22 protein-coding genes, 5 tRNA genes and 1 riboswitch are annotated in these 24,076 nt (G+C 40.8%); of the genes, 11 read left to right on the forward strand and 16 right to left on the reverse strand.

The features are described from left to right. Positions 1-103: 103 nt before the first annotated feature. From PF327_RS02980 to PF327_RS02990, 3 genes are all read left to right on the forward strand, one after another. A complete protein-coding gene (locus PF327_RS02980; RefSeq protein WP_289401261.1) occupies positions 104-1,930 on the forward strand; it encodes an HPr family phosphocarrier protein in 1,827 nt (608 codons plus the stop codon). Beyond that, the gene (locus PF327_RS02985) at positions 1,923-3,302 is read left to right on the forward strand and encodes a PTS transporter subunit EIIC (protein ID WP_289401262.1); all 1,380 of its coding nucleotides are present in this window, start codon (positions 1,923-1,925) and stop codon (positions 3,300-3,302) included. The genes PF327_RS02980 and PF327_RS02985 overlap by 8 nt, the downstream gene beginning before the upstream one ends. A gap of 76 nt (positions 3,303-3,378) precedes the next feature. Continuing rightward, complete coding sequence (locus tag PF327_RS02990) at positions 3,379-4,272, forward strand: hypothetical protein (protein WP_289401263.1); 894 nt, start codon at positions 3,379-3,381, stop codon at positions 4,270-4,272. A 10-nt stretch (positions 4,273-4,282) separates the two neighbouring features. On the opposite strand, the gene PF327_RS02995 is transcribed toward PF327_RS02990, so the two are convergent. The 8 genes from PF327_RS02995 to PF327_RS03030 form a co-directional block, all read right to left on the reverse strand. Continuing rightward, positions 4,283-5,335 (reverse strand): sensor histidine kinase, encoded by a 1,053-nt coding sequence (locus tag PF327_RS02995; protein ID WP_289401264.1) that lies wholly within the window; start codon positions 5,333-5,335, stop codon positions 4,283-4,285. Further along, positions 5,322-5,954 (reverse strand): response regulator transcription factor, encoded by a 633-nt coding sequence (locus PF327_RS03000; protein WP_289401265.1) that lies wholly within the window; start codon positions 5,952-5,954, stop codon positions 5,322-5,324. Before PF327_RS03000 ends, PF327_RS02995 begins: the two co-directional genes overlap by 14 nt. A 142-nt stretch (positions 5,955-6,096) precedes the next feature. Then, the gene (locus PF327_RS03005; RefSeq protein ID WP_289401266.1) at positions 6,097-6,567 is read right to left on the reverse strand and encodes a PTS sugar transporter subunit IIA; all 471 of its coding nucleotides are present in this window, start codon (positions 6,565-6,567) and stop codon (positions 6,097-6,099) included. A gap of 4 nt (positions 6,568-6,571) precedes the next feature. Beyond that, complete coding sequence (gene nagA, locus PF327_RS03010; RefSeq protein WP_289401267.1) at positions 6,572-7,714, reverse strand: N-acetylglucosamine-6-phosphate deacetylase; 1,143 nt, start codon at positions 7,712-7,714, stop codon at positions 6,572-6,574. Beyond that, the gene (locus PF327_RS03015; protein ID WP_289401268.1) at positions 7,704-9,248 is read right to left on the reverse strand and encodes a long-chain-fatty-acid--CoA ligase; all 1,545 of its coding nucleotides are present in this window, start codon (positions 9,246-9,248) and stop codon (positions 7,704-7,706) included. Before PF327_RS03015 ends, nagA begins: the two co-directional genes overlap by 11 nt. A gap of 1 nt (position 9,249) precedes the next feature. Beyond that, complete coding sequence (locus PF327_RS03020; RefSeq protein ID WP_289401269.1) at positions 9,250-10,467, reverse strand: OmpP1/FadL family transporter; 1,218 nt, start codon at positions 10,465-10,467, stop codon at positions 9,250-9,252. A gap of 22 nt (positions 10,468-10,489) precedes the next feature. Continuing rightward, positions 10,490-11,383: a deoxyribonuclease IV gene (gene nfo, locus PF327_RS03025; RefSeq protein WP_289401270.1), complete on the reverse strand. Its 894-nt coding sequence runs from the start codon at positions 11,381-11,383 to the stop codon at positions 10,490-10,492. A 9-nt stretch (positions 11,384-11,392) separates the two neighbouring features. Further along, positions 11,393-11,881: a hypothetical protein gene (locus tag PF327_RS03030; protein ID WP_289401271.1), complete on the reverse strand. Its 489-nt coding sequence runs from the start codon at positions 11,879-11,881 to the stop codon at positions 11,393-11,395. 89 nt (positions 11,882-11,970) lie between these two features. Between PF327_RS03030 and PF327_RS03035 the strand changes: the two genes are divergently transcribed. From PF327_RS03035 to PF327_RS03050, 4 genes are all read left to right on the forward strand, one after another. Next, positions 11,971-12,045, forward strand: a tRNA-Glu gene (locus PF327_RS03035). 30 nt (positions 12,046-12,075) lie between these two features. Then, positions 12,076-12,150: transfer RNA gene (locus PF327_RS03040), tRNA-Glu, on the forward strand. A 30-nt stretch (positions 12,151-12,180) separates the two neighbouring features. After that, positions 12,181-12,255, forward strand: a tRNA-Glu gene (locus PF327_RS03045). Between the two features lie 30 nt (positions 12,256-12,285). Further along, positions 12,286-12,360: transfer RNA gene (locus PF327_RS03050), tRNA-Glu, on the forward strand. 51 nt (positions 12,361-12,411) lie between these two features. Here PF327_RS03050 and PF327_RS03055 read toward each other — a convergent pair. The 4 genes from PF327_RS03055 to dnaG form a co-directional block, all read right to left on the reverse strand. Further along, the gene (locus PF327_RS03055) at positions 12,412-14,343 is read right to left on the reverse strand and encodes an EAL domain-containing protein (RefSeq protein WP_289401272.1); all 1,932 of its coding nucleotides are present in this window, start codon (positions 14,341-14,343) and stop codon (positions 12,412-12,414) included. A gap of 40 nt (positions 14,344-14,383) precedes the next feature. Next, positions 14,384-14,484: riboswitch (cyclic di-GMP riboswitch) on the reverse strand. A 180-nt stretch (positions 14,485-14,664) separates the two neighbouring features. Then, positions 14,665-14,740, reverse strand: a tRNA-Ala gene (locus tag PF327_RS03060). Between the two features lie 63 nt (positions 14,741-14,803). After that, positions 14,804-15,106 (reverse strand): peptidylprolyl isomerase, encoded by a 303-nt coding sequence (locus tag PF327_RS03065; RefSeq protein WP_289401305.1) that lies wholly within the window; start codon positions 15,104-15,106, stop codon positions 14,804-14,806. 50 nt (positions 15,107-15,156) lie between these two features. Further along, entirely contained in the window at positions 15,157-16,815 is a 1,659-nt protein-coding gene (gene dnaG / locus PF327_RS03070) for a DNA primase (RefSeq protein WP_289401273.1), read from the reverse strand. Between the two features lie 110 nt (positions 16,816-16,925). On the opposite strand from dnaG, the gene PF327_RS03075 reads away from it, so the two are divergent. Genes PF327_RS03075 through aroC form a run of 4 tightly spaced genes read left to right on the forward strand, consistent with a single transcriptional unit; the run spans position 16,926 to position 20,126 of the window. After that, positions 16,926-17,969, forward strand: a complete 1,044-nt coding sequence (locus PF327_RS03075) for a tetratricopeptide repeat protein (RefSeq protein ID WP_289401274.1) — start codon at positions 16,926-16,928, stop codon at positions 17,967-17,969. Further along, on the forward strand, positions 17,929-18,372 hold the full coding sequence (rnhA, locus tag PF327_RS03080) for a ribonuclease HI (protein ID WP_289401275.1): 444 nt from the start codon (positions 17,929-17,931) through the stop codon (positions 18,370-18,372). The genes PF327_RS03075 and rnhA overlap by 41 nt, the downstream gene beginning before the upstream one ends. Positions 18,373-18,381: 9 nt before the next feature. Then, complete coding sequence (rnc, locus tag PF327_RS03085; RefSeq protein WP_008244748.1) at positions 18,382-19,053, forward strand: ribonuclease III; 672 nt, start codon at positions 18,382-18,384, stop codon at positions 19,051-19,053. Then, the gene (gene aroC, locus PF327_RS03090; RefSeq protein WP_289401276.1) at positions 19,050-20,126 is read left to right on the forward strand and encodes a chorismate synthase; all 1,077 of its coding nucleotides are present in this window, start codon (positions 19,050-19,052) and stop codon (positions 20,124-20,126) included. The genes rnc and aroC overlap by 4 nt, the downstream gene beginning before the upstream one ends. A gap of 18 nt (positions 20,127-20,144) precedes the next feature. On the opposite strand, the gene rnhB is transcribed toward aroC, so the two are convergent. The 4 genes from rnhB to PF327_RS03110 all read right to left on the reverse strand — a co-directional run bounded on the left by rnhB (position 20,145) and on the right by PF327_RS03110 (position 23,996). Then, the gene (rnhB, locus tag PF327_RS03095; protein WP_289401277.1) at positions 20,145-20,708 is read right to left on the reverse strand and encodes a ribonuclease HII; all 564 of its coding nucleotides are present in this window, start codon (positions 20,706-20,708) and stop codon (positions 20,145-20,147) included. After that, complete coding sequence (recQ, locus tag PF327_RS03100; RefSeq protein ID WP_289401278.1) at positions 20,695-22,479, reverse strand: DNA helicase RecQ; 1,785 nt, start codon at positions 22,477-22,479, stop codon at positions 20,695-20,697. Before recQ ends, rnhB begins: the two co-directional genes overlap by 14 nt. A gap of 128 nt (positions 22,480-22,607) precedes the next feature. Then, the gene (locus PF327_RS03105; RefSeq protein ID WP_289401306.1) at positions 22,608-23,294 is read right to left on the reverse strand and encodes a response regulator transcription factor; all 687 of its coding nucleotides are present in this window, start codon (positions 23,292-23,294) and stop codon (positions 22,608-22,610) included. A gap of 36 nt (positions 23,295-23,330) precedes the next feature. Then, entirely contained in the window at positions 23,331-23,996 is a 666-nt protein-coding gene (locus PF327_RS03110; protein ID WP_289401279.1) for a PhoU domain-containing protein, read from the reverse strand. Positions 23,997-24,076: the final 80 nt, after the last annotated feature.

Consider the following 24,076-nt stretch of genomic DNA (forward strand, 5'->3'; position numbering starts at 1 on the left):
TCACATATAAAAAGGGGAGCAGGTGCGTACAGTCTTGTTGATGACTCTAACATGTTCTATAGTCATAGCTGAACCTGTCTGTGCAAGGGATAGTAAATAAGCGATGTTCCTGTTTAAAAATTTGTTTTCGAAACCTCTTTCTGTACCACTTACCGTCACTTCAAATAATGGCTTTCATCTCAGACCCGTTGCACAATTTGCTTCATTAGCCAAATCGTTCTCCTGTCAGATCACTGCAACCTTTAACAACAAAAGTGTTGATACCAAAAGTGTCAACGCTCTGCTTTCACTCTCTTTGGAAAAAGAAGATACCTTCACGTTGGTTGCTCAAGGCAAAAAGGCAGATGAGGCACTCGAAGCACTGCAACGGCTTTTTGAAATGCTGATGCAAGATGACACAGAGATCAAACAGATCGAAAAAACTGCTTACAGTTATGAAGGTTTAGTCATAGAGGGAGAGATCATTTCTGAAGGTATTGCCATTGCGCCTACCTACACCTATCATAAGACAGAGGTACAACATGACAGTGAGATTGATTTTGAAGATGCTCTCTCTGAAAGTATAGAGGAACTAAATACACTATATCACACCAAAGAAAAGGATGAGAATGCCGCTATTTACCTTGCACAAAAAGAGCTTCTGGCTTCTCTAAGTACAGACTGTCAAACCTTGGCAGAACTTGAAGAAAAAGTCGAAGAAGAGTCCGAAAAACTTGCAGGCACAAAACTTGATGCTAAAAAAAGTGATTATCAAGATATCCTCCAACGTGTCAAAAGACATTTGGGGATGGAGATCAAAGTCACTTTCCCCGATACCCCCTTTATACTGCTAGGCAGTGACCTGCTTCCAAGCGAAATAGACCATCTTCAACAAACAAATGTTGCAGGGGTTGTCTTGAAAGAGACTTCTATCAACTCCCATACAGCCATTTTACTTCGTTCTGCGGGTATCTTTTCTCTTATCGCAGATACCCAAGACATTGCCGAAGGTGAGACTATCATACTCGATGCGCATGCTGGAGTGATCGTTCAAGACCCAAGCGATCATGATCTTAAAAAAGCAAAAGAACATCTGGAAAAAGATCATACACAAAAAGCACGCTCTGCCACAAAACGTTTTGAACCAGCCGTCACAAGGGAAGGAAGATCTATCAAAGTGTTTGCCAATGCTGCAGATCTAAACACAGCACAAACAGCAAAAGAAGAGGGTGCAGAAGGCATAGGTCTTTTACGTTCAGAATTTTTATTTAAGGATCTCAAACCCTCTTTAGAAGAACAGCAAAAAGCCTACAAAGAGATCTTTGAACTCTTTGATGATATCACCGTCCGTACACTGGATGTGGGTGGAGACAAAGCCCTGCCTTATATAGAGATACCTTCTGAAGACAACCCTTTTTTAGGGGTGCGCGGGGTACGTCTATTTCACACCCATCCCGAACTTATGGAAGAGCAATTGCATGCGATCTTCCTCGCTGCAGGAGATAAACCTATCAAGATCATGTTCCCTATGATCAGTTCTGTGGAAGAGTTCACGCAAACAAAATCCTTTGCACAGAACGTAGCCCAAAAATACCAGCTAGATATTTCACACCTTCAATTTGGCATCATGATAGAAGTACCATCGGTACTTTTCTTGTTGGAATCCCTCAATGATGTCGTAGATTTCTACTCCATCGGTACCAATGACCTGACACAGTATCTTTTTGCCATAGAGAGAACACACACTCTACTCAAAGCGGATGCACTCTCTCCGGCACTCTTTTCTGCCATAGAACGCATTCTTGATACCGCAACCAAACCTGTCAGTATCTGTGGTGAACTCGCTGCAAACAAAGAGGCCATACCCAAACTTTTAAACCTAGGCATGGAGACGTTCAGCGTTTCTCCAAGAAGTATCGCGCAAACAAAAGAGGAGATAAGAGATGTTTAATCTACTTCAACGCATCGGAAAAGCACTGATGACCCCTATTGCCGTCCTTCCTGTGGCTGCACTTCTGCTTCGCTTGGGCTTTGGCGATATCTTTGACGGGCACATAGCCCTGATCATGAAAAGTGCCGGAGATGCGATATTTTCTCATCTTGATCTCCTTTTTGGTATAGGTATTGCCTATGGATTGGCCAAGAACAATGATGGTGCCGCAGCACTTTCAGGTGCAATCGGTGTACTCATCGCCAAAGCGGTCTATCTCAGTATAGACAAAGAGGTGAATATGGGTGTTTTTGTCGGTATTATCATCGGTGTCATTGCTGGTACCCTCTATAACCGTTATCATGCCATCAAACTGCCGGAATTTTTAGGCTTTTTTGGAGGAAAACGTTTTGTGCCCATTATCACCGCGATCTCTGCCATAGGGGTCGGTATACTTGCCGGATATTTCTGGCACTTCGCGCAAAGCGGTATCGATGCATTTTCAAATGCCATTATTGGCTTAAAAGAAACAGGTACCTTCATCTACGGCACACTCAACCGTCTGCTTATCCCTCTAGGACTGCACCATATACTCAACTCTGTGTTCTGGTTCCAGCTTGGAGAATATACCTATCTACAAGAGGGGGTACAGGTAGTGGCTAATGGAGATCTGCATCGTTTTTTTGCCGGAGATAAAACCGCAGGTATCTATATGTCAGGTTTCTATGTCGTCATGATGTTCGGTCTGCCTGCAATGGCCTATGCTATCTACCTCAACACCCCAAAACACTACCGTAAAAAAGTAGGTGCCATTTTGGCCGGTGTTGCCTTTACCTCATTTCTTACAGGTATCACAGAACCCCTGGAGTTCCTCTTCTTGTTCGTAGCCCCTCTGCTCTTTGTACTGCATGCCCTGCTTACCGGTCTGGCACTTGCAGCAGCACAGATGTTGGACATTCATGCAGGATTCGGGTTCTCGGCCGGCTTCATAGATTATGTGATCAACTACAAACTGGCAACCAAACCACTGCTTATCCTCCCTCTAGGCGCAGTGTTTTCGCTGATCTATTTTTTCACTTCCTACTACACGATCAAACTCTTTAAGCTCACTATCTTTAAAGAGATGATAGAAGAAAAAACCATCGAATCGGATGAGGAAACACAAGCATTCATTGCTGCTTTGGGAGGAGAAGACAATATTATTCATACCGATGCATGCATTACACGATTGCGTATGCAGGTACATGACAGTTCGCTGCTTAAGGACGATGCCTTGATACGTTTAGGTGCAAAAGGGGTCATCCGTCCGGATAGACGCAGTGTCCAAGTGGTATTGGGGACCAAAGCAGAGAGTGTTGCAGAGAAGATCAAAGCATTCCTACATCGAGGCTAACTATTTGTTAAGATTGTATTAGCCGTATATTAACTTATACACACTATACTTATAACAAAAACTTCAGGATATATCTATGCGTACAGTTGTCTTGTTTTTCTTCCTTGTACTGCTAAGTGGCTGTTCTTTGAACAGGCTGTTTGCCCCAGGAGAGATCAATAAAGTCACTGTGGTAGAGTATACACCCTACATGAAACACCACCGGGCATACTTCACAAGAACAGAATTAGAAACGATCAAAGAGGATCAAAAATACCTCTATCTTTATGATAAAAAAAAGAGGCACGTTGGCTTGCTCCTTCATCCTAAAAACGACTATATACTCTACAATCTCACCAAGCCGGAACAACCAGCACTTACACTACATGTGACTCCAAAAACAACCTATACCCATGTACTGAAAACTTTCAGGCGTAAGGGATTTACCCCCGTAGATTCTTTAACCGATGTAGGGGTTATCGTATCTGTAGCACCCAGAAGATACAAAGGAATCAAAACACTTTTGGTTGATGTTCAAGACTATTCATCTCTTCAAGATCTCTATAAAAAGGCCATTCGGACCTATAATGCAAACGAGATCAAAGATATTCAAACCAAACTGCCAAAACAGTTAGTCTATGAGTATTATAGACGCTACGAAAAGCGGGCCCATACACGAAGACATTTGGCACAGCTACAGATCATCGCTCAAAAGCTGCAGATCAAAACTCAAGAAGAGATCTATACCTACTATTTGAAGGAGGCAGATCAGGATGCACTAACTGCGTATCTTTCACAAAAAGAGACAAGGAGTTCACTCTCAAGACGTCAGTACAAACTCTTAAAAAAAAGAAAAAAGTTCTTGCAGGAGGAAAAACTCTTCAATGAAGGATCGCTTGAAGATCTCATTGCTGCATACAAAATCAATAAAGATCCTAAATACAAAGAGCGTATCCTGTCACTTATAAAAGAGCAGCAGGAAAATAAATAGGCACTACCGGCTATTTGACAAAGATCACATTGTAAAGATTCAATTCGATCTTTGTTCCTTTATTTTTCTTACTTTGTATCTTGATCGGTATGGTCAATTCATCACACAGTTTTTTCACAATATGCAATCCTATCCCTATACCTCTATCTTGTTCTTTATAATATCGATCAAACACCCTCGAAGGGTGTTTGATACCTTTTCCTGTGTCTTGTATCGTTAAACTACTCCCTAGCAATACAATATCCACATCACCATTGACACTATTATATTTACCGGCATTGCTTAAAAGATTATCCAAAATACGGGTAAATGCATCTTTGTTTGTCTCCAAAGTCGTTTTGTCTATTGCTATTTTATAGTTCACATCAGGGTAGAGTACCTCAAAATAGTGTACACGATCCTGTACCAACTCCTTCAATGAAAACCTTTCTGATTGTGCTGGAACTCCCTTAAGAAAGATACGTAGATTATCCTGTAATGAGAGTATACTTTGGATGTTATTTTCAAGTCTCTGTATTTTTTGGTTGTCTCCTATCTCTCTTTTAAATAGTTTTAAGTTGATAAGCATAGAACTCAGAGGGGTATTGAAATCATGAAGGATATCTTTTACGAACTCCTCATTGATACGAAGTGCTCTTTGCAACGGCATCAGTGCATAGAAAGAGAAGAGAAGGGAGACAAATGCAGCGAAGACAGAGTAAAACAAGAACTTTCCATACAGTTTATTGGCCAACTTTCCAACCCTCTGTAGATAATTTTCTTGTGAGTACATCACTTTCATCAAATACTTTTCTGATGTCGGTACCTTGAAATAGCTATAAAAACCGCCATCCTGATACAGAATGTTCTCTTCTTTGTTTTCATCCTTATCCACAAAGTCTGTGGTGAGACCTGCACACTGTAAGGAAAAGGCACACAGTTTCATCTCTATATGAATTTTATCTTCGATCTCTACCTTTTTAATTTGATATTCATTCCAAAAATTAATCGCCAGTAAGACTTCCAAAAGTATCAGGAATATCAAAAAACTTTTGAGAAATGATTCTCGCTCATATCTTTTCAATCATATACCCCTTTCCGCGTATATTTTTGATCTCTATGCCTAACTTGTTCTTTAACTTTGCAAGATTTACACGCAGGGCATTGGCTGAAGGCTGTTCTAAAAAATCCATCAATAGATAACTCTCTACAATTTTATTTTGTGATGTGATAAGTGCATGAAAAAGATTCTGCTGCACATCTCCCAGGCCTATGGTCTGTCCAGATTTTTGCAACACTCTTGTGACCGGATTATACGTGATGTCCTTCAGACAAATCAGTTCCTCCTCTTTTTGATATTTTCGTTTAATGCGTATCAGTAGTTCTTCAGGATCAAAAGGTTTTTTGATATAGTCTTCCGCTCCTAAGGCAAAACCTCTGGAAATGGAGTTGATATCCGTGAGGGCCGTGATGTAAATAGCAGGGGTTTCATCTCCTGCATCTTTGAGTTCCGAGAGCACATCAAACCCATCGACCTCAGGTACATTCACATCTAAAATGTACAGGTCATACGCATGGTTAAACGTAAGGTCAAATACTTCAGGTCCTCGATGTGCCACATCTATAGTATAGCCTTCAAGTTCCAAGAACTCTTTCAGGCTATCGCATAGGATCTGGTCATCTTCAAGTAATAGTATTCTCATAATATTAGAGTATACTACCAGTAATATTAATTAAATATTATATGAAATTATTTCTTTTTCTTAGGCATTTTAAGCACGATAAGAAATGCGACCAAGATCAACCCGTAGATCACATAATAATAAATATTGTCACTCATAGGCATTAGTTGACCTCCATGATGATATCTTGGCTTTTGACGATATTCAATCGTTTGTCGATACTTTTCACATCACTTTCCTCAGCAATGATCACAGGTGTGATGATGTCTTTGGCATGCTCACGAACGTAGGATAGATCGACACGAATGATAGGGTCTCCTGCCTTGACCTCGTCTCCTTCATTCGCGAGGCGTTCAAAACCTTTGCCCCCAAGGGCCACAGTCTCCAAACCGATGTGGACCATGACCTCCAAATCTTTTGTACTTTTAATGCTATAGGCATGGTTGGTAGAAAATATTTTTGTGATCTTCCCATCTATGGGTGCAGTAAACACATCTGACATAGGTATGATCGCTACACCATCTCCTACTAGTTTTTGTGAAAACACCTCATCCTTCACACTTTCCAGTGCTACGACCTGTCCATCTACAGGTGCCTTGATCTCTCTTACTTTGCGCTTTAAAAATCCGAACATTGATCTACCTTCTATACTTTACTTCACCATTCACTATGGTTGATATGATACTGAAATTTTCATCAAAGATGACTATATCCGCATCATAGCCTTCTCGCAGTACCCCTTTAGGTATACCCAGTTTTGCTGCCGGTATCTTTGTCACAGCATTGACAATTTCAACAAGTTCCATTGAGGTATGTTTACTCATATTTGACAATGCTTCATTCATCTTCAGTATAGAACCAGCAAGTGTCCCATCTTGAAGTACTGCTTTGCCTCCATCTACCTCGACACTTTGTCCACCCAGATCATAGATGCCACATTTCATACATCCCGCCCGCATCGCATCGGTGATAAATATCAGCTTCTCTTTTTTGATCTTCTGTACCAGTTCAAGCGTAGTAGGATGTGTATGTACCAAATCAGCGATAATGTCACAGGTCACATCCGAGTCAAAGACCGCGCCTACGATCCCGGGTTTTCTGTGATGATAGGGGTTCATGGCATTGAAAAGATGTGTTGCATGAGAAATACCCCAGGCAAAACTCTCCTGCGCTGCTTCATAGCTGGCATCAGAATGTCCGATACTTAAAATAATATGCGGATACTCTTTTGCCACAAGCTTGATAAAATCTTCACCTCCCTCTACTTCGGGTGCCAATGTGATCATTTTCACTTCCTGCATATACTTCTCTATCAGTGCAAGACTGGGTTCCTGAACATATGCTTTGTCCTGTGCACCATGTTTGGAAGCATTAATAAAAGGTCCCTCAAGATGGATACCCAGTATTTTTGCTCCTGTGACTTTTCTGGCATGTCGTTGAATGTTTTGTAATGCCTTGTCAATCGCCTTGTCTGACATGGTCATCGTGGTAGCCAAAAAAGAAGTAGTTCCCGTATGAAGCAAAGTCGTCGAAAGTGTTTCAAGAGCAGTTGGCGTAGCGTCCATCACATCACTCCCGCCACTCCCATGTATATGCAGATCGATAAATCCTGCACTCACATAAGCACCCTTTGCATCAATCGTCTCAATGCCTTCCAAGTCTGTTCCCTCTGTAATATTGACAATCTTGTTGTCAAACAGAAGCGTCTTACCCTCTACGATCTCATCATTGATAAGAAGTTTTGCATTTGTGATCGCTTTCATCTGTTTGTCACACTTCATCCCTGAGATGTTCTTTGAGCACACGTTTTAGTACTTTACCCGTAGCATTTTTCGGCAATGTCGGTATTACATGCGTCTGTTTTGGTATTTTATAGTTGGCAAGATGCTCTCTCATATATGCTTTTAAGGCAGCTTCATCAAGATTCTCTATCCCCTCTTCAAGTTCCACATAGGCAACAGGCACTTCACCGCTCTTTTCATCATGAATACCTATAACAGCAGATGCGGATATCCCCTCAAATCTGTCTATGACCTCTTCTACCTCACGAGGATAGATATTGATACCTTTTGAGATAATAAGATCTTTTTTTCTATCTACGATGAACAAAAAATCTTCATCATCCATATATCCTACATCACCTGTAAGCAACCAACCTTTGATGATCGTCTCTTCTGTTGCAGTAGGACGGTTAAGATACCCTTGCATGACATTGTCACCTTTTACAATAATATCTCCTATGGCACCACGATGCACTTCATTCAACTCATGATCTACGATCTTGATCTGATAGCCATATAAAGCTGTACCTACAGACCCTGCCTTTTGTTTTTTCAGCGTATTCATACACACTGCAGGACTTGCTTCGCTAAGGCCATACCCCTCAAGCAGTGTAGCTCTTTTAAACTTTTTTGCCATCGCATCCAGTGTTTTAGCCTGTAGGGCGGCAGCTCCGGAAATAAATGCCCGTATATTATTGAACCACATAAAATACCATGGGAGTTTAGCCTTTGCCAATGCATTATAGACATCGGGGATACCAAAGAAAAGTGTCACCCGTTTTAACAGTGTCTGTTTAAAGATATTGGAGAAAGGCTGAATTGATTTGATGATCACAATACTCATGCCTACATACATAGGGAGCATTACAGCGATAGAAAAGGTAAAAGAGTGGAACATGGGAAGAAATACGATCCCTCTGTCTCTGGGTTTCACATGAATGTGCTTCATACCAGAACTTCCGTTTGAAAAAATATTCTTATGGCTCAACATCGCACCTTTGGGTTTTCCGGTTGTTCCAGAAGTATAGATGATCACTGCTGTATCTTCCAAGGCTGTATCGGTATGGGTAACAGACAGGTCTGTTTTTAATGCTTCTTCAAACGTATAATGTTGTTCTCCCTGGACACTCTTCTCCCCTTCCCAAATAATACAGTTACACAAGTTGATCGCTTTGCTGCGGTTGACAACTTTCTCGTGGATAGCAGAGGCGACAAGTACGGAAGACCCACTGTCCTCTAAAATATAACTCAGTTCATCTTCTTTTAAAAAGGTGTTGACAGGGACAACAATAGCCCCCAGTTTTGAAGCAGCAAAGATCGTATAGACGAACTCAGGAGAGTTACGTAAAAAAAATGCGATCTTATCACCCTTTTTTACACCTTGATCCACGAGAAAAGCAGCCAGTTTATCTGCTGCTACTAAAATATCTGCATAAGTGATCTTCTCATCATCCACAAACAGCGCGACTTTTTTTCCCCGTTTTTTAGACTGATAGGCAATAAGTTCATAAAAGTTGTTAAACTTGTAGTCCATCTTAGTACTCGTATGCCACGCCTACAGTTGTTAAGAATGCTCCACCTTCATGAAAGGTACCCATACCCTTGATAGAACGTGATTCTTTACTGTCATATAAGAATGCAGCACCCCAAGAAAGGTCTTCTGATTGTTGATAGCGGAATCCCATAGAGAAGACCTTAGCATCACTGTCTGGCAGTTCAAACCCTATGGTTTCTTCTGGTACAGGTGTCTCATCGATAGCAAACCCCATCATCGCTGTGATCTTGTTAGCCATTTCAATCGTCGCACCCACCCTAAAGGTATTGGTATCTTTCCAATCTTTTGCGATCGGATCATCAAAGGGGGTAAGGACTATACCTGTTCCTGTATATTCAAAATCCAAAGCTTTATATGCTGACCAAAATGTTCTTTCATAATTAAACTCTAATGTAAATGTATCATTCCATGTTTTAGACACAGCCAGATTAAGTGCCGCAGGTAATGGAACAGATACACTTGCATCATCATGATATAATTGATCACCCCCGCCATATAATGTAGCTGTACCCTCTTCATCTAAATCAATATTAGATCGATACGTTACAGCTAGATTAATATCTGAAGTCGGCTTATACGCCAGTGCTAAATTATAACCTAATTCAAACGTATCACCTTCCATATCACGTGCTATATCCGCTAGAGCAAGCTGTTGATTATATGCATCGGCAGAATTACTTTTCACCACCCCTTCGCTATAAATCAATCTTACACCACCACCAACACTAAAATGATCAGAAACTTTATAAGAAATACTTGGATTTAATTCTATGACTTTTAAAGTAAACTCTTCTGCGATTGCTTTTTGTACCGGAGTCGTCCACCTTTTAGTCAAGCCTCCTGGTACCACTAAGCTCACACCCCATCTAAAATCACCCATAGCTTCAGAAACATAATGCAAAAATGGAATAGGAATATCTTCTACTTCTGATTCACCTGAATATGCGGGTAGACTTTGGAACTCATTTGATGGAAGATGTGCCAAAGTAATACCGCCCTCTACATAACGTTTACCTCCATGCATAAAAGCCATATTTGCAGGGTTAAAATATGCTGTATCAGCACCACTGGTATGTGCAACGTATGCTGCACTAAGTGCCATTGAATTGAGTGATTGTTCAGGGATCTTGTATCCTCCGGCCATGACGACTGAACTTGTGATCGTACTTAGTGCTAAACCTCTTACTATTCTATCCATCATTCTTCCTTCTATTGCAACTTTAATCTTCGATAAAAGTATACAATGCATTAATCTCCTGCGCCCAGATCGACTCATCGATCGTTTCTAAGACAAGGGGTATATCATCCATACGCGAATCATTCATGATGAATTTAAAAGCATCCCATCCGATCTCTCCCTGACCTAACGAATCGTGCCTATCAACCCTTGAACCCAACTTTGGTTTAGAGTCATTGATATGCATACCCATGAGATACTCTCTTCCTACTACTTTATCAAAAGCGTTCCATGTTTCATCATAGGTTTCCTTGGTACGAATATCATATCCTGCTGTAAACATATGACAGGTATCGATACAAACACCTACACGTCTTTTATCCTCTACCTTATCTATGATATGTGCCAAATGTTCAAACTTATACCCAAGATTAGATCCCTGACCTGCCGTATTTTCTATGACCAGTTTTACATTGGAATCTTTGGTCGCTTCTATGGCTCTATTTAATGATTCTGCTATGACATCAAGACACTGCAACTCTGCATGTATGAGCTTGTCATGATACTCGGGGTCTTTTTTAGGGATCTTTGTCAAATGAGAACCTGGGTGGAAGTTAAGCCTGTCAAGTCCTAAAATACGGCAACGTTCCAACTCATCAATAAAGGCTTCTCTAGATTTCTCAAGTTTTTCTACTTCCGGGTGCCCCAGATTGATGAGGTATGAGTCATGCGGTAAAATATGTTTCGGCAGTATCCCGGATTTTTCAAGATTTTGATGAAATGCATCAATGGTTTTTGTTTCTAACGGTTTCGCAACCCACTGTCTTTGATTTTTCGTAAAAAGTGCAAATGCTTTGGCCCCTATAGCCATAGCATTTAACGGTGCATTATCCACACCTCCACTTGCACTTACATGTGCTCCGACAAATTTTGTCATCTTTGTACCTTAATATTGTTTTTTCACTTGTATAAGTATAGAATTGATTGTATCACGGAAAATAATCTGCTGGTTTAAAACACTATAATCGATATTATATTTATCCTTTTTTACGATCTTCTGTGTAAACCCGTCACCCTTTTTTTCTAGTCCCATCCCATGAAACAGAGCTCTTCCTCTGAATATATTTTCCAATAAGTCTTCCGGGTACATTGCACTTAAGACTTTTTGGTTGAAATCACGTTTTCCCATACACTCTAGCAGACTCATACATACCGAAGTTTCAGATATTTCCAGGGACATCAATGCCTGTCCGGCACCATAGATCTCTATTTTGATCTCTTCCTCATTCTCATAGATGAACCCCATATCGGCATACTTGAAAGTAGGTGTTTTGAACATGATATAGGCAGAATTTTGCTGCACATACTCTTTAGATGCACAGGCACTCAAAAGAAAACCCATGATAAAAATCGAAAAAGTTCTTTTAAAATTCATCTTTTTTTCCTTATTTTAGATAAATTATACACTATCTTAAGAGATTTTTAAGCACCCTATCTATATAATGCCATCCACAAGTTACAGATGGCCCCATCGTCTAGCGGTTAGGATCCATGGTTTTCATCCATGTTACCGGAGTTCGAGTCTCCGTGGGGTCACCATTTTTAACTTGTAACAACTCAATATAATGTGGCCCCATCGTCTAGCGGTTAGGATCCATGGTTTTCATCCATGTTACCGGAGTTCGAGTCTCCGTGGGGTCACCATTTTTAACTTGTAACAACTCAATATAATGTGGCCCCATCGTCTAGCGGTTAGGATCCATGGTTTTCATCCATGTTACCGGAGTTCGAGTCTCCGTGGGGTCACCATTTTTAACTTGTAACAACTCAATATAATGTGGCCCCATCGTCTAGCGGTTAGGATCCATGGTTTTCATCCATGTTACCGGAGTTCGAGTCTCCGTGGGGTCACCATCTATTCACACTATTATCTTCAATTTTATGCAAATCCTGTTCTCATACAAATTACATAGAGCCTTGATATCTCTCTAGACCTCTTACATCATCAAAAGCATTCAGGGTTTTCTTATTTTTAGCTTCTAAGAAGAGGGTTTCAAACGCGTCATCCTGTACAGGTTCTGAGAAATAATACCCCTGTAAAATATCGCATTTTTGATCTACAATGAACTTGCGCTGCTCTTCGTTCTCAATCCCCTCTGCAACGATCTTCAACTTGAGATTTTTAGCTATCGTAAAGATCGTTTCAACAAAGCATTTATCTTCCTCATCTTCAAGATGGTGTAATTCAGAGATGAATGACTTGTCGATCTTGATCTCATTGATAGGTAACTGTCGAAGATAACTTAAAGAGGAGTACCCTGTTCCAAAGTCATCCATTGAAAAACGAATACCGTAATTTTGAAGGACCTTCATGTTTCTGATCAGTTTTGTGATATCTTCTGCAACAGAGGTCTCTGTGATCTCAAAGATGATCTTTGACCGTTGTGCCTTGGTAAGATAGGTGTCACAAAGATATTTCACATCATTGATAAATTGATAATGAAAGAGTTGCCTCATACTGACGTTAATAGACATTTGTTCTAACACAATACCCTTTTCATCCCACTTTTTAAATGTGATAAAGGCCTCTTTTAATATATAGTATCCCAACTCTATGATGAATCCTGTTTTTTCAGAGATTGGTATAAACTCAGTCGGGCTCACCTCTCCCAACGTTTCATTATCCCAGCGGGAAAGCACTTCACAACCGATAATTTCATTCTCAGGGCTGTACTGTGGCTGGTAGGTCAATGTTATTTCATTCCTTTGAAGTGAGAAATGTAACAAGCGTTCTATTTCAAGTTTCCATTCGACATGTTTTGCAAGTGTATCATTGAAGAAGATAATGCCATTCCTTCCCTTTCCTTTAGCCTCATACATGGCGATATCCGCTTCTTTGATAAAATTACTGGCTTCCATTTTGGGATCACTGATAATACTCACACCGATACTGGCACTGATGTATAAAGAATGCTCTTCAATATGGTAACTTTCTCTGATCGATGTCAGTAACTCCTCGGAAAACTGAGATGCATTATGAAGACACTCCTGTTCCGTTGCAAATGAAGCACTGAGAATACAAAACTCATCTCCGCCCAGACGGGATACAAAATTTTGATGCTTTTTACTAAGCACGCGCATACGGTCTGCTGCTTGACAAAGCAACACATCCCCGATATCATGGCCCAAAGTATCATTAATGGTCTTAAAATGATCAAGATCGATCAATAACAGATAAATATGCTGATGATCATGTTTTTGGCTTTTCATGGCGTCATTAAGCAGTTCGATAAAATAGCGTCTATTCCCCAGTGTCGTTAAAGCATCATGATAGGCCTGGAATTGACTTTTAATAAGATAATTAAAGGTATTGTGCGCAGCATAGAGCAAAACACCACCTAAAACGATGGTAAAAAATGCCAATAGATAACTATAGAACTCACTTACAAAGATAAAATAGAGGGTCAAAGGCAGCATAAGCGTGACCAAAGTAAACACAGCCAGCTTTTTTTGTGAGGCCAAAATGGTCGCAGAGACAACAGTAACCCCCAATTGTGTTGCTATGGCCACATAATGTAACTCTATATCACTACGTGATGTATATATCAGAAACATAATCGTCCAAACAGAGAAATAACTGAATAAAAAGTATCTCAGTTGCCCAAGCCACTGTTCTTTTTGTTGCATATTAAGATCATTCTCTAAAAAGCTCCTATGTAATCTATATCCCCAAAAAGAGAGTAACAGTACAAAACAAAACCATAAAAGTTCAGGAAACAAAGAAGAAGAATAGAGCCATCCGATATAAAGATAGCCTATACCGGTACCGGCAAATAATGCGATCACCACAAGTATCTGTTTGTGCATAAAATCATAAAAGTGCATATTGTCGAGCATAGCATACCTTGAAATCGTTCTGTATGAGTTTTTATACTGATTGTGTGACCTGGCGATCTTTTCATCCACATCTATAAAATAGAGTATGCAAGACCCATGGCTTTCTGGCCCCGTCTCACGACAGGTGTAGCTTTTTTACAAAAGTATCATATATTATAAATCATTTACATTAAACTAATATGATAATTCTAAACATAATCCATTATATTTACTTATGTTACTTTTTTCAGTAGTAAAAATGTTACAATCATTGAATGTATAATCCATTTTAGCCGATGTATAGCTGGCTGGATAGATCGTATTGGTTATTTAAATGAAGTTTGGTGGAGCATAACGGGATCGAACCGATGACCTCTTCGCTGCCAGCGAAGCGCTCTCCCAGCTGAGCTAATGCCCCAAAGATGTGAAACATAGGATTCTAGCACAAGATAGATATATTTTTACCTATCTTGTAAATTTTTTACGAACGTTCTGTGATTTCAAGCAGATGGTACCCAAATTGTGTTTTTACCGGACCATGTACGACACCTACCTCATCATTAAACACGACTCTGTCGAACTCCGGTACCATTTGTCCCTGACCAAATCTTCCCAGTTCTCCACCTCTTGCGCCTGAAGGACACGTGGAATTCTGCTTCGCTGCTTCTTCAAAGGTAATCTCCCCTGCATTTATCTTCTCTTTGAGTTCCCTACAGAGTGCTTCGTCATTGACCAATATGTGTCTTGCTGATGCTGTTGCCATTATTATCTCCTTGCTTTTGATTGAATCTGCATCGTTTATATACTATTTGTCCTTGATTTCAAGTAAAATAATCATATCCCCGCTTCAAAAGCAACCAATTCACCTTTTTTCAATCTAGGTATGATATCGGTTCTTATCTTACGTATGAGAAAACTCTTTTTCTCAAATGGTATCTGTTGTGAACTTGCGATACTTTTTAATTTCAAATCATAATGCTTGATGAGAAAATTGCGCAGTACACTGTTGAGTTCCTCTTCATTCATGACTTCCAGACTATCATCTACACTGAGCCCTACCAGTCCGGGATGTTCACTCTCTCCATTGATAAGTGCCGTAAACAGTTCGGCATAGGTACCGAACATCTCTATATCCATGACACTGAGCACATTATCTATAAGGTTAGGATTTTCAATGAGTGTCTTTAAGATACTCAAGTGCGCCACATCATCTCTTTTTTGTGTAAAACTCTCTCTTGCTCTGGCTACATTGGTCTCTTTACCAAAAAGTGAAGGAGCTATGCCCACCAATGTCGCTGCCATAGGAATGTACGCATCTTTGATGATCTGGCTAAGTGTATCAAGATACTGTTTCACTGCACCAAAAGCGGCTTCTTTTGCTCTAGGATCATTTAAATTATACATCGAAACGATCATCTCCAGTACAAAAGGGATCAACGGTTTGGCATTACGAAGCAGCTTCGCTACGGTCTCACTCTGCCCCTTGGCTATGAGATCCGCAGGGTCCTGCCCATCAGGAAAGAGTACGACCCCACCGTCAAAACCTGCCACTGACAACATCTGGGCCGATTTCAGTGCTGCAGCTACACCTGCCTTATCTCCATCATAAGCCAGGATCACTTTTGGATCTCCTTTACGCAATAGAGGCAAATGCTCAGGTGTCAGTGCAGTTCCCATCCCGGCGACCGCTTCTTTAAAACCTGCTTGATGGAACATCACGACATCCAAATACCCCTCACACACAATGATCTTTTTATTCTTATAGATGCTCTCTTTTGCCAAGTGATACCCATAAAGGAGTCTCGACTTATTAAACAGTTTAGTTTGAGGGGAGTTAATGTACTTTGCAGGATGGTTCGAAATGGTCCTGCCACCAAACCCTACCAAAGAGCCACTTGTAGAATAGATAGGGAAAGTGATCCTTTCCACCAAACGTGCATAGTAACCATTGCCGTTTTCATTTTGGGCGATGATCCCTGCCTCAGCTGCCTTAGGCAAAGGAAGCAGAGCCCTTTGTAGAAACTGTATCACTTCCCCTCCGCTTGGTACATACCCTATCTCAAACGTTTCAATGGAGTTTTGGGATATTCCCCTGTCAAGCAGATACTTCATCGCTGTTTCATTATGATTGAGATTTTTCACATACCATTGACCTACGGCTTCAAGTACACGTTTTGCATCAGAGTAATCCGAGCTTCCTTTGGTATATGTCAATGAAAAGTTATGCATGGAAGCAAGCTTCTCTATCGCTTCAGGATAGGAAAGTTTTTCTAACTCCATCACAAATTTAATGCTGTCTCCCCCTACGCCACAACCAAAACAGTGGTAGATCTGTTTACTTGGGCTGACAACAAAAGAAGGGGTTTTTTCTCCATGAAAAGGACAGTTTGCTTTGTAGTTTGCTCCCGCTTTACGTAACTCTATATAGCTACCAATCACATCTACAATGTCAATACTGTTTTTTAAGGATTCTATCGAGGCATTATCTATCATTCTAAAATTATATCTAATTAGATATAATTTAAGGACGTAAACAGAGTAAAGCGTCTACAACTGATTATTTAAATCTTTTCTTCATTGCTCTGTTTCTCATAAGGATTATTTTGGAACATATATTACCTGCGTATAATGACCCTCTTTTCAGCATTATGCTTATTGTGGTGATCTCTCTTATCATTGCCCTCGTTACCTATGGCTGGGGGTTGCATAAACAGCAAAAAGAGGAAGGGAACCTGCTCAAGTTCTTGGAAAAGTTTGACACTGCCGAGTGTGCCTTGGAAACAGCGGACATGCCTTTTGAACCGCATATGCTTAAACCACTTACCCTTCTGGCAAAAGCATTTGAAAATGCCGGAGAGTACCACAAAGCCATTAGTATTTATCTTTTCCTTATTAAAAACATTACCCATGATTCAGGGAAAATAGAACTGATGGAACGTCTGGGCAGTACTTATCTTCATGCAGGATTCATGGAACGGTCACAGTCCATTTACACAGAAGTTTTACGCAAGAAACCCCGTAATGTGCAAGCCCTTTATGAACTGGGGATCGTGTATGAGATCATGCAAAAATACGATAAAGCTAAAGAGGTCTTAGGCCCTCTAAATATGTTGGGAGAAGATACAACATCACTGGAACAATTCCTGGATCTTTCAGAGCTCCTTGCAAATAAGACCTTGGCCATACCGGAGAAAGTAGAGAGACTCGAACAATTATTAAAAGAGGCCCCAAGCCTCTATAGACATATCATCAAAGCGCTTTTACTGCTTGATACCAAAAGTGCCTGGGAGAGCATTGATCCCAAACGTATCAAAGAGCTTCTTGACGTCCTTTGGTTCTTACCAAATTCACAACTCGATTTAGATATAATCACATCAAATAAACAGCTGCAAACACTTTACTATGCGAAAGGGTATCTACAGAACCCCGCAAAACAAAGTGGTATTTTCAGTGTGGATATGTTAGCGACGGCTAGAGAAAATGGGTTTGAAGAGGGAGATCTGATCTTCTCCTACCTCTGTCAAAAATGTAAACAGAGTTTCCCTGTCTCTTTCAAACGATGTCCTAATTGTATGGCTATAAATACGGTTAAAGTTGAGGAAAAAATTGCAAAATCAAGCCCGAAAACAGATTACTCTTTACTCTGATGGTTCCAGTCTGGGAAATCCCGGACCTGGAGGGTACGGAGGTATCCTGGAATTCAAGGGTGTGCGTAAAGAGTACTTTGGCGGAGATGCACATACCACCAACAACCGCATGGAACTTCAAGCTGTCATAGAGGGGCTGAAGCTTCTTAAAGAACCTTGTGATGTAGAGATCATCTCTGACAGTTCCTATGTGATCAAAGCTATCAATGAATGGTTGGATGGCTGGGTACGCAAGAACTTTTCCAAAGTGAAGAATGTAGACCTATGGAAAGAGTATCTTGAAATATCAAGCCCGCACACTATACGCGGTACATGGGTCAGAGGGCACAATGGTCATCCTGAAAATGAACGTTGCGACGAACTGGCACGTAACGAAGCAGAAAGAATAAAATTAACACTATAGGAGAAATTTATGAATGATTACAGTCAACTGGAAGAACGACTGAACTATACATTTAAAAATAAGCAATTGATTATTGAGGCTCTAACCCATAAGAGTTACAAAAAGCCTTACAATAATGAGCGGCTTGAATTTTTAGGAGATGCCGTACTTGACCTCATTGTAGGAGAGTACCTTTTTTCCAAATTCCCCAATTCAAATGAAGGTATTCTCTCAAAGATCCGTGCTTCACTTGTCAATGAAAGCGGATTTACACTTTTAGCAAGAAAACTCGATCTTGGTTCCTATATCTACCTCTCCTTGGCAGAAGAAAATAACAATGGACGCAACAAACCTTCACTGCTCTCCAACGCCTTTGAAGCGATCATCGGTGCAATCTACCTTGAAGCCGGTTTAGCCACGGCCAAAGAGATCTCTATCAAACTCCTGGAAGAGAGTCACCCAAAAATCGACCTTGACTCTCTTTCAAAAGATTATAAAACCGCTTTACAGGAACTCACACAGGCAACCCACGGCGTGACACCTAACTATACGCTTTTAGACTCTTCAGGACCAGACCATAAAAAAGAGTTCGTGATTGCAGTCACACTTGATGACAAAACCATTGCTACAGCAAAAGGTAAAAGTAAAAAAGAAGCTCAGCAAAAAGCAGCGGAACTTGCATTAAAGGAATTAAAAGCATGAACACCTTTGGAAAAAAACTGACCCTCACTACGTTTGGTGAATCCCACGGTAAAGCGCTTGGATGTATACTTGATGGTGTACCTGCCGGACTTAAGATCGATGAAGCATTCATACAAAGTGAACTTGACAGACGAAAACCCGGAAAATCAAAACTGGAAACAGGACGTAAAGAGGCAGACAAAGTAGAGATCCTTTCTGGAACATTTGAAGGGGTGAGTACAGGGACCCCTATCGCCATGATCATCTTCAACACCAACCAAAAATCCAAAGATTATGAAAATGTGAAAGATCTCTTTCGTCCCGGACATGCGGATTTTACCTACTTTCATAAATATGGTCTGAGAGACTACCGTGGTGGTGGAAGAAGTTCGGCAAGAGAGACCGCTGCACGTGTAGCTGGTGGTGCCATAGCAAAACTGATGCTCAAAGAACTGGGGGTCTCGATACAGAGCGGCCTTTGTGAAGTCGATGGTATCAAAGGAAGCGTTCAGGATTTTGAATATGCAAAAAATTCCAAGATGTACGCCCTTGATCCTGCCAAGGAAGCGGCACAGGAAGCTGCGATCTTAGCAGCAAAAGAGAATCATGACTCTGTGGGTGGTGTGGTCCTTACGACTGCCACAGGGGTGCCTATAGGATTGGGTGAGCCACTCTACTACAAACTCGATGCCATACTTGCAGAGGCAATGATGGGCATCAATGCAGCCAAAGCGGTGGAGATAGGAGACGGTGTTGCCAGTACCCATCTCAAAGGAAGTGAGAACAATGATGAGATCACCCTCAATGGATTTACTTCCAATCACTCCGGCGGTATGCTAGGGGGTATCTCCAATGGGGATACGATCGTGGTGAAGACACACTTCAAACCAACACCTTCTATTTTTCAAGAACAGCAAACGATCACGACCCATAATGAAGAGGTGAAATGCAACCTCAAAGGAAGACACGATCCATGTGTTGCTATCAGGGGTGCTGTCGTATGTGAAGCGATGATGGCACTGACATTAGCAGATATGACGTTGCTGAACATGGGTAAAAAAATGGATCACCTTACGGCCATTTATCAAGCTTAAAAAGAGTCCTGTCAACTTTTAAAACAGTGCAGGTTCATCCAACCCTTTTACCCTAAACGTTTTACGATGCATTTCACATCGGTCATATTTGAGTAAAGCCTCAATGTGGGCTTTGGTCCCATAGCCTTTATGTTTCTCAAAGCCGTATTGGGGATATTTTTTTGCCATCTCTATCATCTCTCTGTCATGTGTGACTTTTGCCAAAATACTTGCTGCACTCACTTCAGCTACTTTCGTATCTGCCTTGACCATCGTGCTAATATTTGGAACTCCAAAACTGCTGTTCCCGTCAAAGAGATACGCTGCGTCAGCCAAATGCTTCTGTATACTTTGTAAACCTGACTGTAAACACTTGGAGATACCCATCTCATCCACCTTTTTGGCCGAAAAAGTGACGATATGATACGCTGAATTTTCGATCACGATCGGGTAAAGTGCCTCACGCCTTTTTTCTGTCAGTTTCTTGGAATCCATCAATCCCTCAATAGGATTTTTCAACACCACCCCGGCGATCACCAATGAACCGGCCAAAGGACCACGACCAGCTTCATCTATTCCGCATAATGGTTTAGAGGTCATCATTCAAAAGAGTCAAAAACTCTTCCCCGTATCGTTCAAATTTCACTTCCCCTATCCCGTGTACTTCGAGCATCGTCTCTTTATCCTTCGGAACCTTCATACTCAAATCTTTTAACGTTTTATCTGAAAAAACGATATACGGAGGAATACCTTTTTCTGAAGCGATACGTGTACGCAGATCTCTAAGCTTGTCATACACTTCCACATCGTAATCATCAAAATAGGTCACGCGTTTTTTAACCTCAGATTTTTGTACTGTCAGTCTCTCTTTTTTAAGTTCTATCTGGTGTGCACCTTTGATCACTTCTATGCCAAAAGCTGTCAACCGATAGACTTTAAATTCACCTATCTCCACTGCATTCAATTCCAATAACTTGTCACCTATTGTCAACCATTGTGATTTACTGTACTCTTCTCCTATACCATAGACTGAAAGGGTATCATGTCCATTTTGGAGTACCCTCTGTTCTTTACTCCCTTTCAATACATCTATCACATAGTGTAAACCAAAACTCTGCTCCGTACGTAAGATGGTGGAAAGCAGCATACGTGATGCTGTAGTAATGTCTACCTTTTCACTTGCTGGTGCTGCACAGTTGTCACATGTGTCTCCACATTCATCTATCCGATCATCAAAATAGGCCGCAATACTCTGATGCCTGCAGTTTTCAGAATTGGCAAAACGTACCATACTGTCAAGCTTGTTGAAGGCATGTTGTTTGTAAGGTGTTTCGGGAAGATCTTCTATGAACATTTTTTGCTGCACGATATCCTGTGCGGAAAAGAGCAGAAGTGTTTCAGATGCCAATCCATCCCTCCCAGCACGTCCTATCTCCTGATAATAGTTTTCCAATGTCTTTGGCATGGTCATATGCACCACAAAACGGATGTTACTCTTGTCAATCCCCATACCAAACGCAATGGTTGCTACCACTATCTGTACTCTGTCAGCTACAAAATCCGCATAAGTCCGGTTCTTCTCTTCAGTAGAAAGTCCTGCATGATACGCTCTGGCTTCGATACCTTTGTTTTGTAAAAAATGTGCAACTGCTTCTGTGGACTTTCTTGAAAGTGTATAGATGATACCGGACTCATCTGTATGCAGTTTCAAAAACTCCATTAACTGTGCTCTACCATCTTTGATACGGTGTCGCGCATGAATGGTCAAGTTTTCACGGAAGAGTGAACCCCTCACACGTTTTGGATCTCGTAATCCCAAGTTACTAGCGATATCACTTTCGACCGCATGGGTCGCCGTGGCTGTAAATGCGGCTATAGGTGTCGTTGCAAACTGTTCTTTGAGTAACGACAGACGCCTATAGTTCTCTCTAAACTCATGCCCCCACTCACTCACACAGTGTGCTTCATCGATAACGAAAAAGTTGATCGGAAGCTGATGCAACAGGTTTAAAAAGTACGCATTGGTAAGGCGTTCAGGTGCCACATAAAGCAGTTTTATCTCACCTGCTCTCAAACGTGTTTCTATCTGCTGACTCTCTTCCAGATCTTGCATCGAAGAGAGCATCTCTGCAGCGATACCATTTTCCTTCAGTGCGACTACCTGATCATGCATCAATGCGAGCAATGGTGACACCACCACGGTAATGCCTTCCATCAGCAGTGTAGGAAGCTGATAACAGAGTGATTTCCCCCCACCTGTAGGAAGTATCATCAATACATCCTGTTTTGCCAGGATAGCATCCACTACCTCTTCTTGCAAAGGTCTAAATGAGCTGTGTCCGAAATAGTGTTCAAGGGTTTCTAATTTATTCATACTGAAAGTGTAGCGTGTCTAAGGTCAAAGAGAGGAAAAACATGTCAAATTGTCATGTTTTTATAAAAAATGTCACCATCAAATTGTGCCGTGACCGAAGGGAGGAAATGCCCTTGGGGTACATGTTTTTAGGAGAATTTATACCCTACCCCCCAGACAGGATGAAAATAATTCTGTTCATTTTTGGGGTCTATTTTGTTTTTGAGCCGGTTAATTGCCACATTCACCGCATTGTCATTGACACCTTCTCCATCCGATCCCCATACCTCATCACGAAGGAAATCTCTTGTCAATGCTTTATCGATATTTTTCATAAAGGTATGCAATAAATTAAACTCGAGGTTGGTAAGTAAAACACTCTGTCCATCAACCGTAAGCGCTTTATTTTCCAGATCCATAGTAAGTAATTTATATTTGATACGTTGTTGTTTTTGCAGCACCCCGGAACGCTTAAGCAGTGCTTTGACCCTAAGTGTCAATTCTTTAGGGGAAAAAGGTTTACTCATATAGTCATCACCCCCTGCTTCAAATCCCTCTTCAAGTTCAGATTCTTTATCTTTGGCAGATAGGAATATCACAGGGATATCATAGCCTATTTCTCTGAGATAAGCGACAAAATCGCTTCCCTCCATTCCAGGGAGGTTACGGTCAACAAGCATGAGAGAAGGGGTTTCCTCCTCTAAGAATTGTTCTACATTTTCCGTCGAGAGAAAACCTGTCACGGCATACCCCTCTTTACTCAAATGATACTCTATCAGTTCTAAAATATCTTCTTCATCTTCGATAACAACTATTTCTATATTTTCATTTTGCATACGCGCATTATAACATACACTGCACATCGTTTCTATTTAGAGTTTGCCACCCATTCGTGCAAATATGACACGCTGTGATACACTTTCTAAACGGTCTATGATCTTAAGGTTCTTCCTTATATGTTTCAAAAGATTAAAATACTCTTCTGCAAGCCCATCTGCATTGCCTATTTGTTGTATGACATCTTTTTCGAGTAGTGTATAGATATCATCTGTTTTACTGTATTCCACATCAATTCTTGCAGCCAATGCTTTAACTTGGTCATTGTCATCAAATGTTTGCAACATTTCAATGGTATAATCAAAAGCATTCAGTGTACAACGATTAATGCTCAAGGAATCCTGGATGAGTTGTGTCATCTTGTCATTTTTTTCCATGAGCATACTTTGCATATTTTTAAGATAGCTGTTGATATTTGTACGAATACGGTTCAAAGCAGACGTGATTTTCAAATAAGAGACCAGTTCCCTTAGATCTCTTGCTTCTGGTGTATATTTTGCAAAGATAAGTACAATATCATTGTCTATCTTCTCTGTCTCTTGACTGATATCTTTCAGTCTACTTCTCGCCTCTTCCAACTTCACTGCATCAATTGCCTGAAGTGCTTCAAGTCCCTCTTTATTTGCTGTAGCCAAACCTTCCAATACACTCAGTACGTCCGCTCTTACAGCCAGTCTTGCTTCTTGATATCCTGGTAACATATTTTATCCTTTATCCAAATCTTTTTTCTTTTTGCTCACTTCTAGTCCAACAGACTGATACAGGAAATTACTAAATGATT

Origin of the sequence: Sulfurovum xiamenensis, assembly GCF_030347995.1 — a bacterium.
Classification (GTDB): Bacteria; Campylobacterota; Campylobacteria; order Campylobacterales; family Sulfurovaceae; genus Sulfurovum; species Sulfurovum xiamenensis.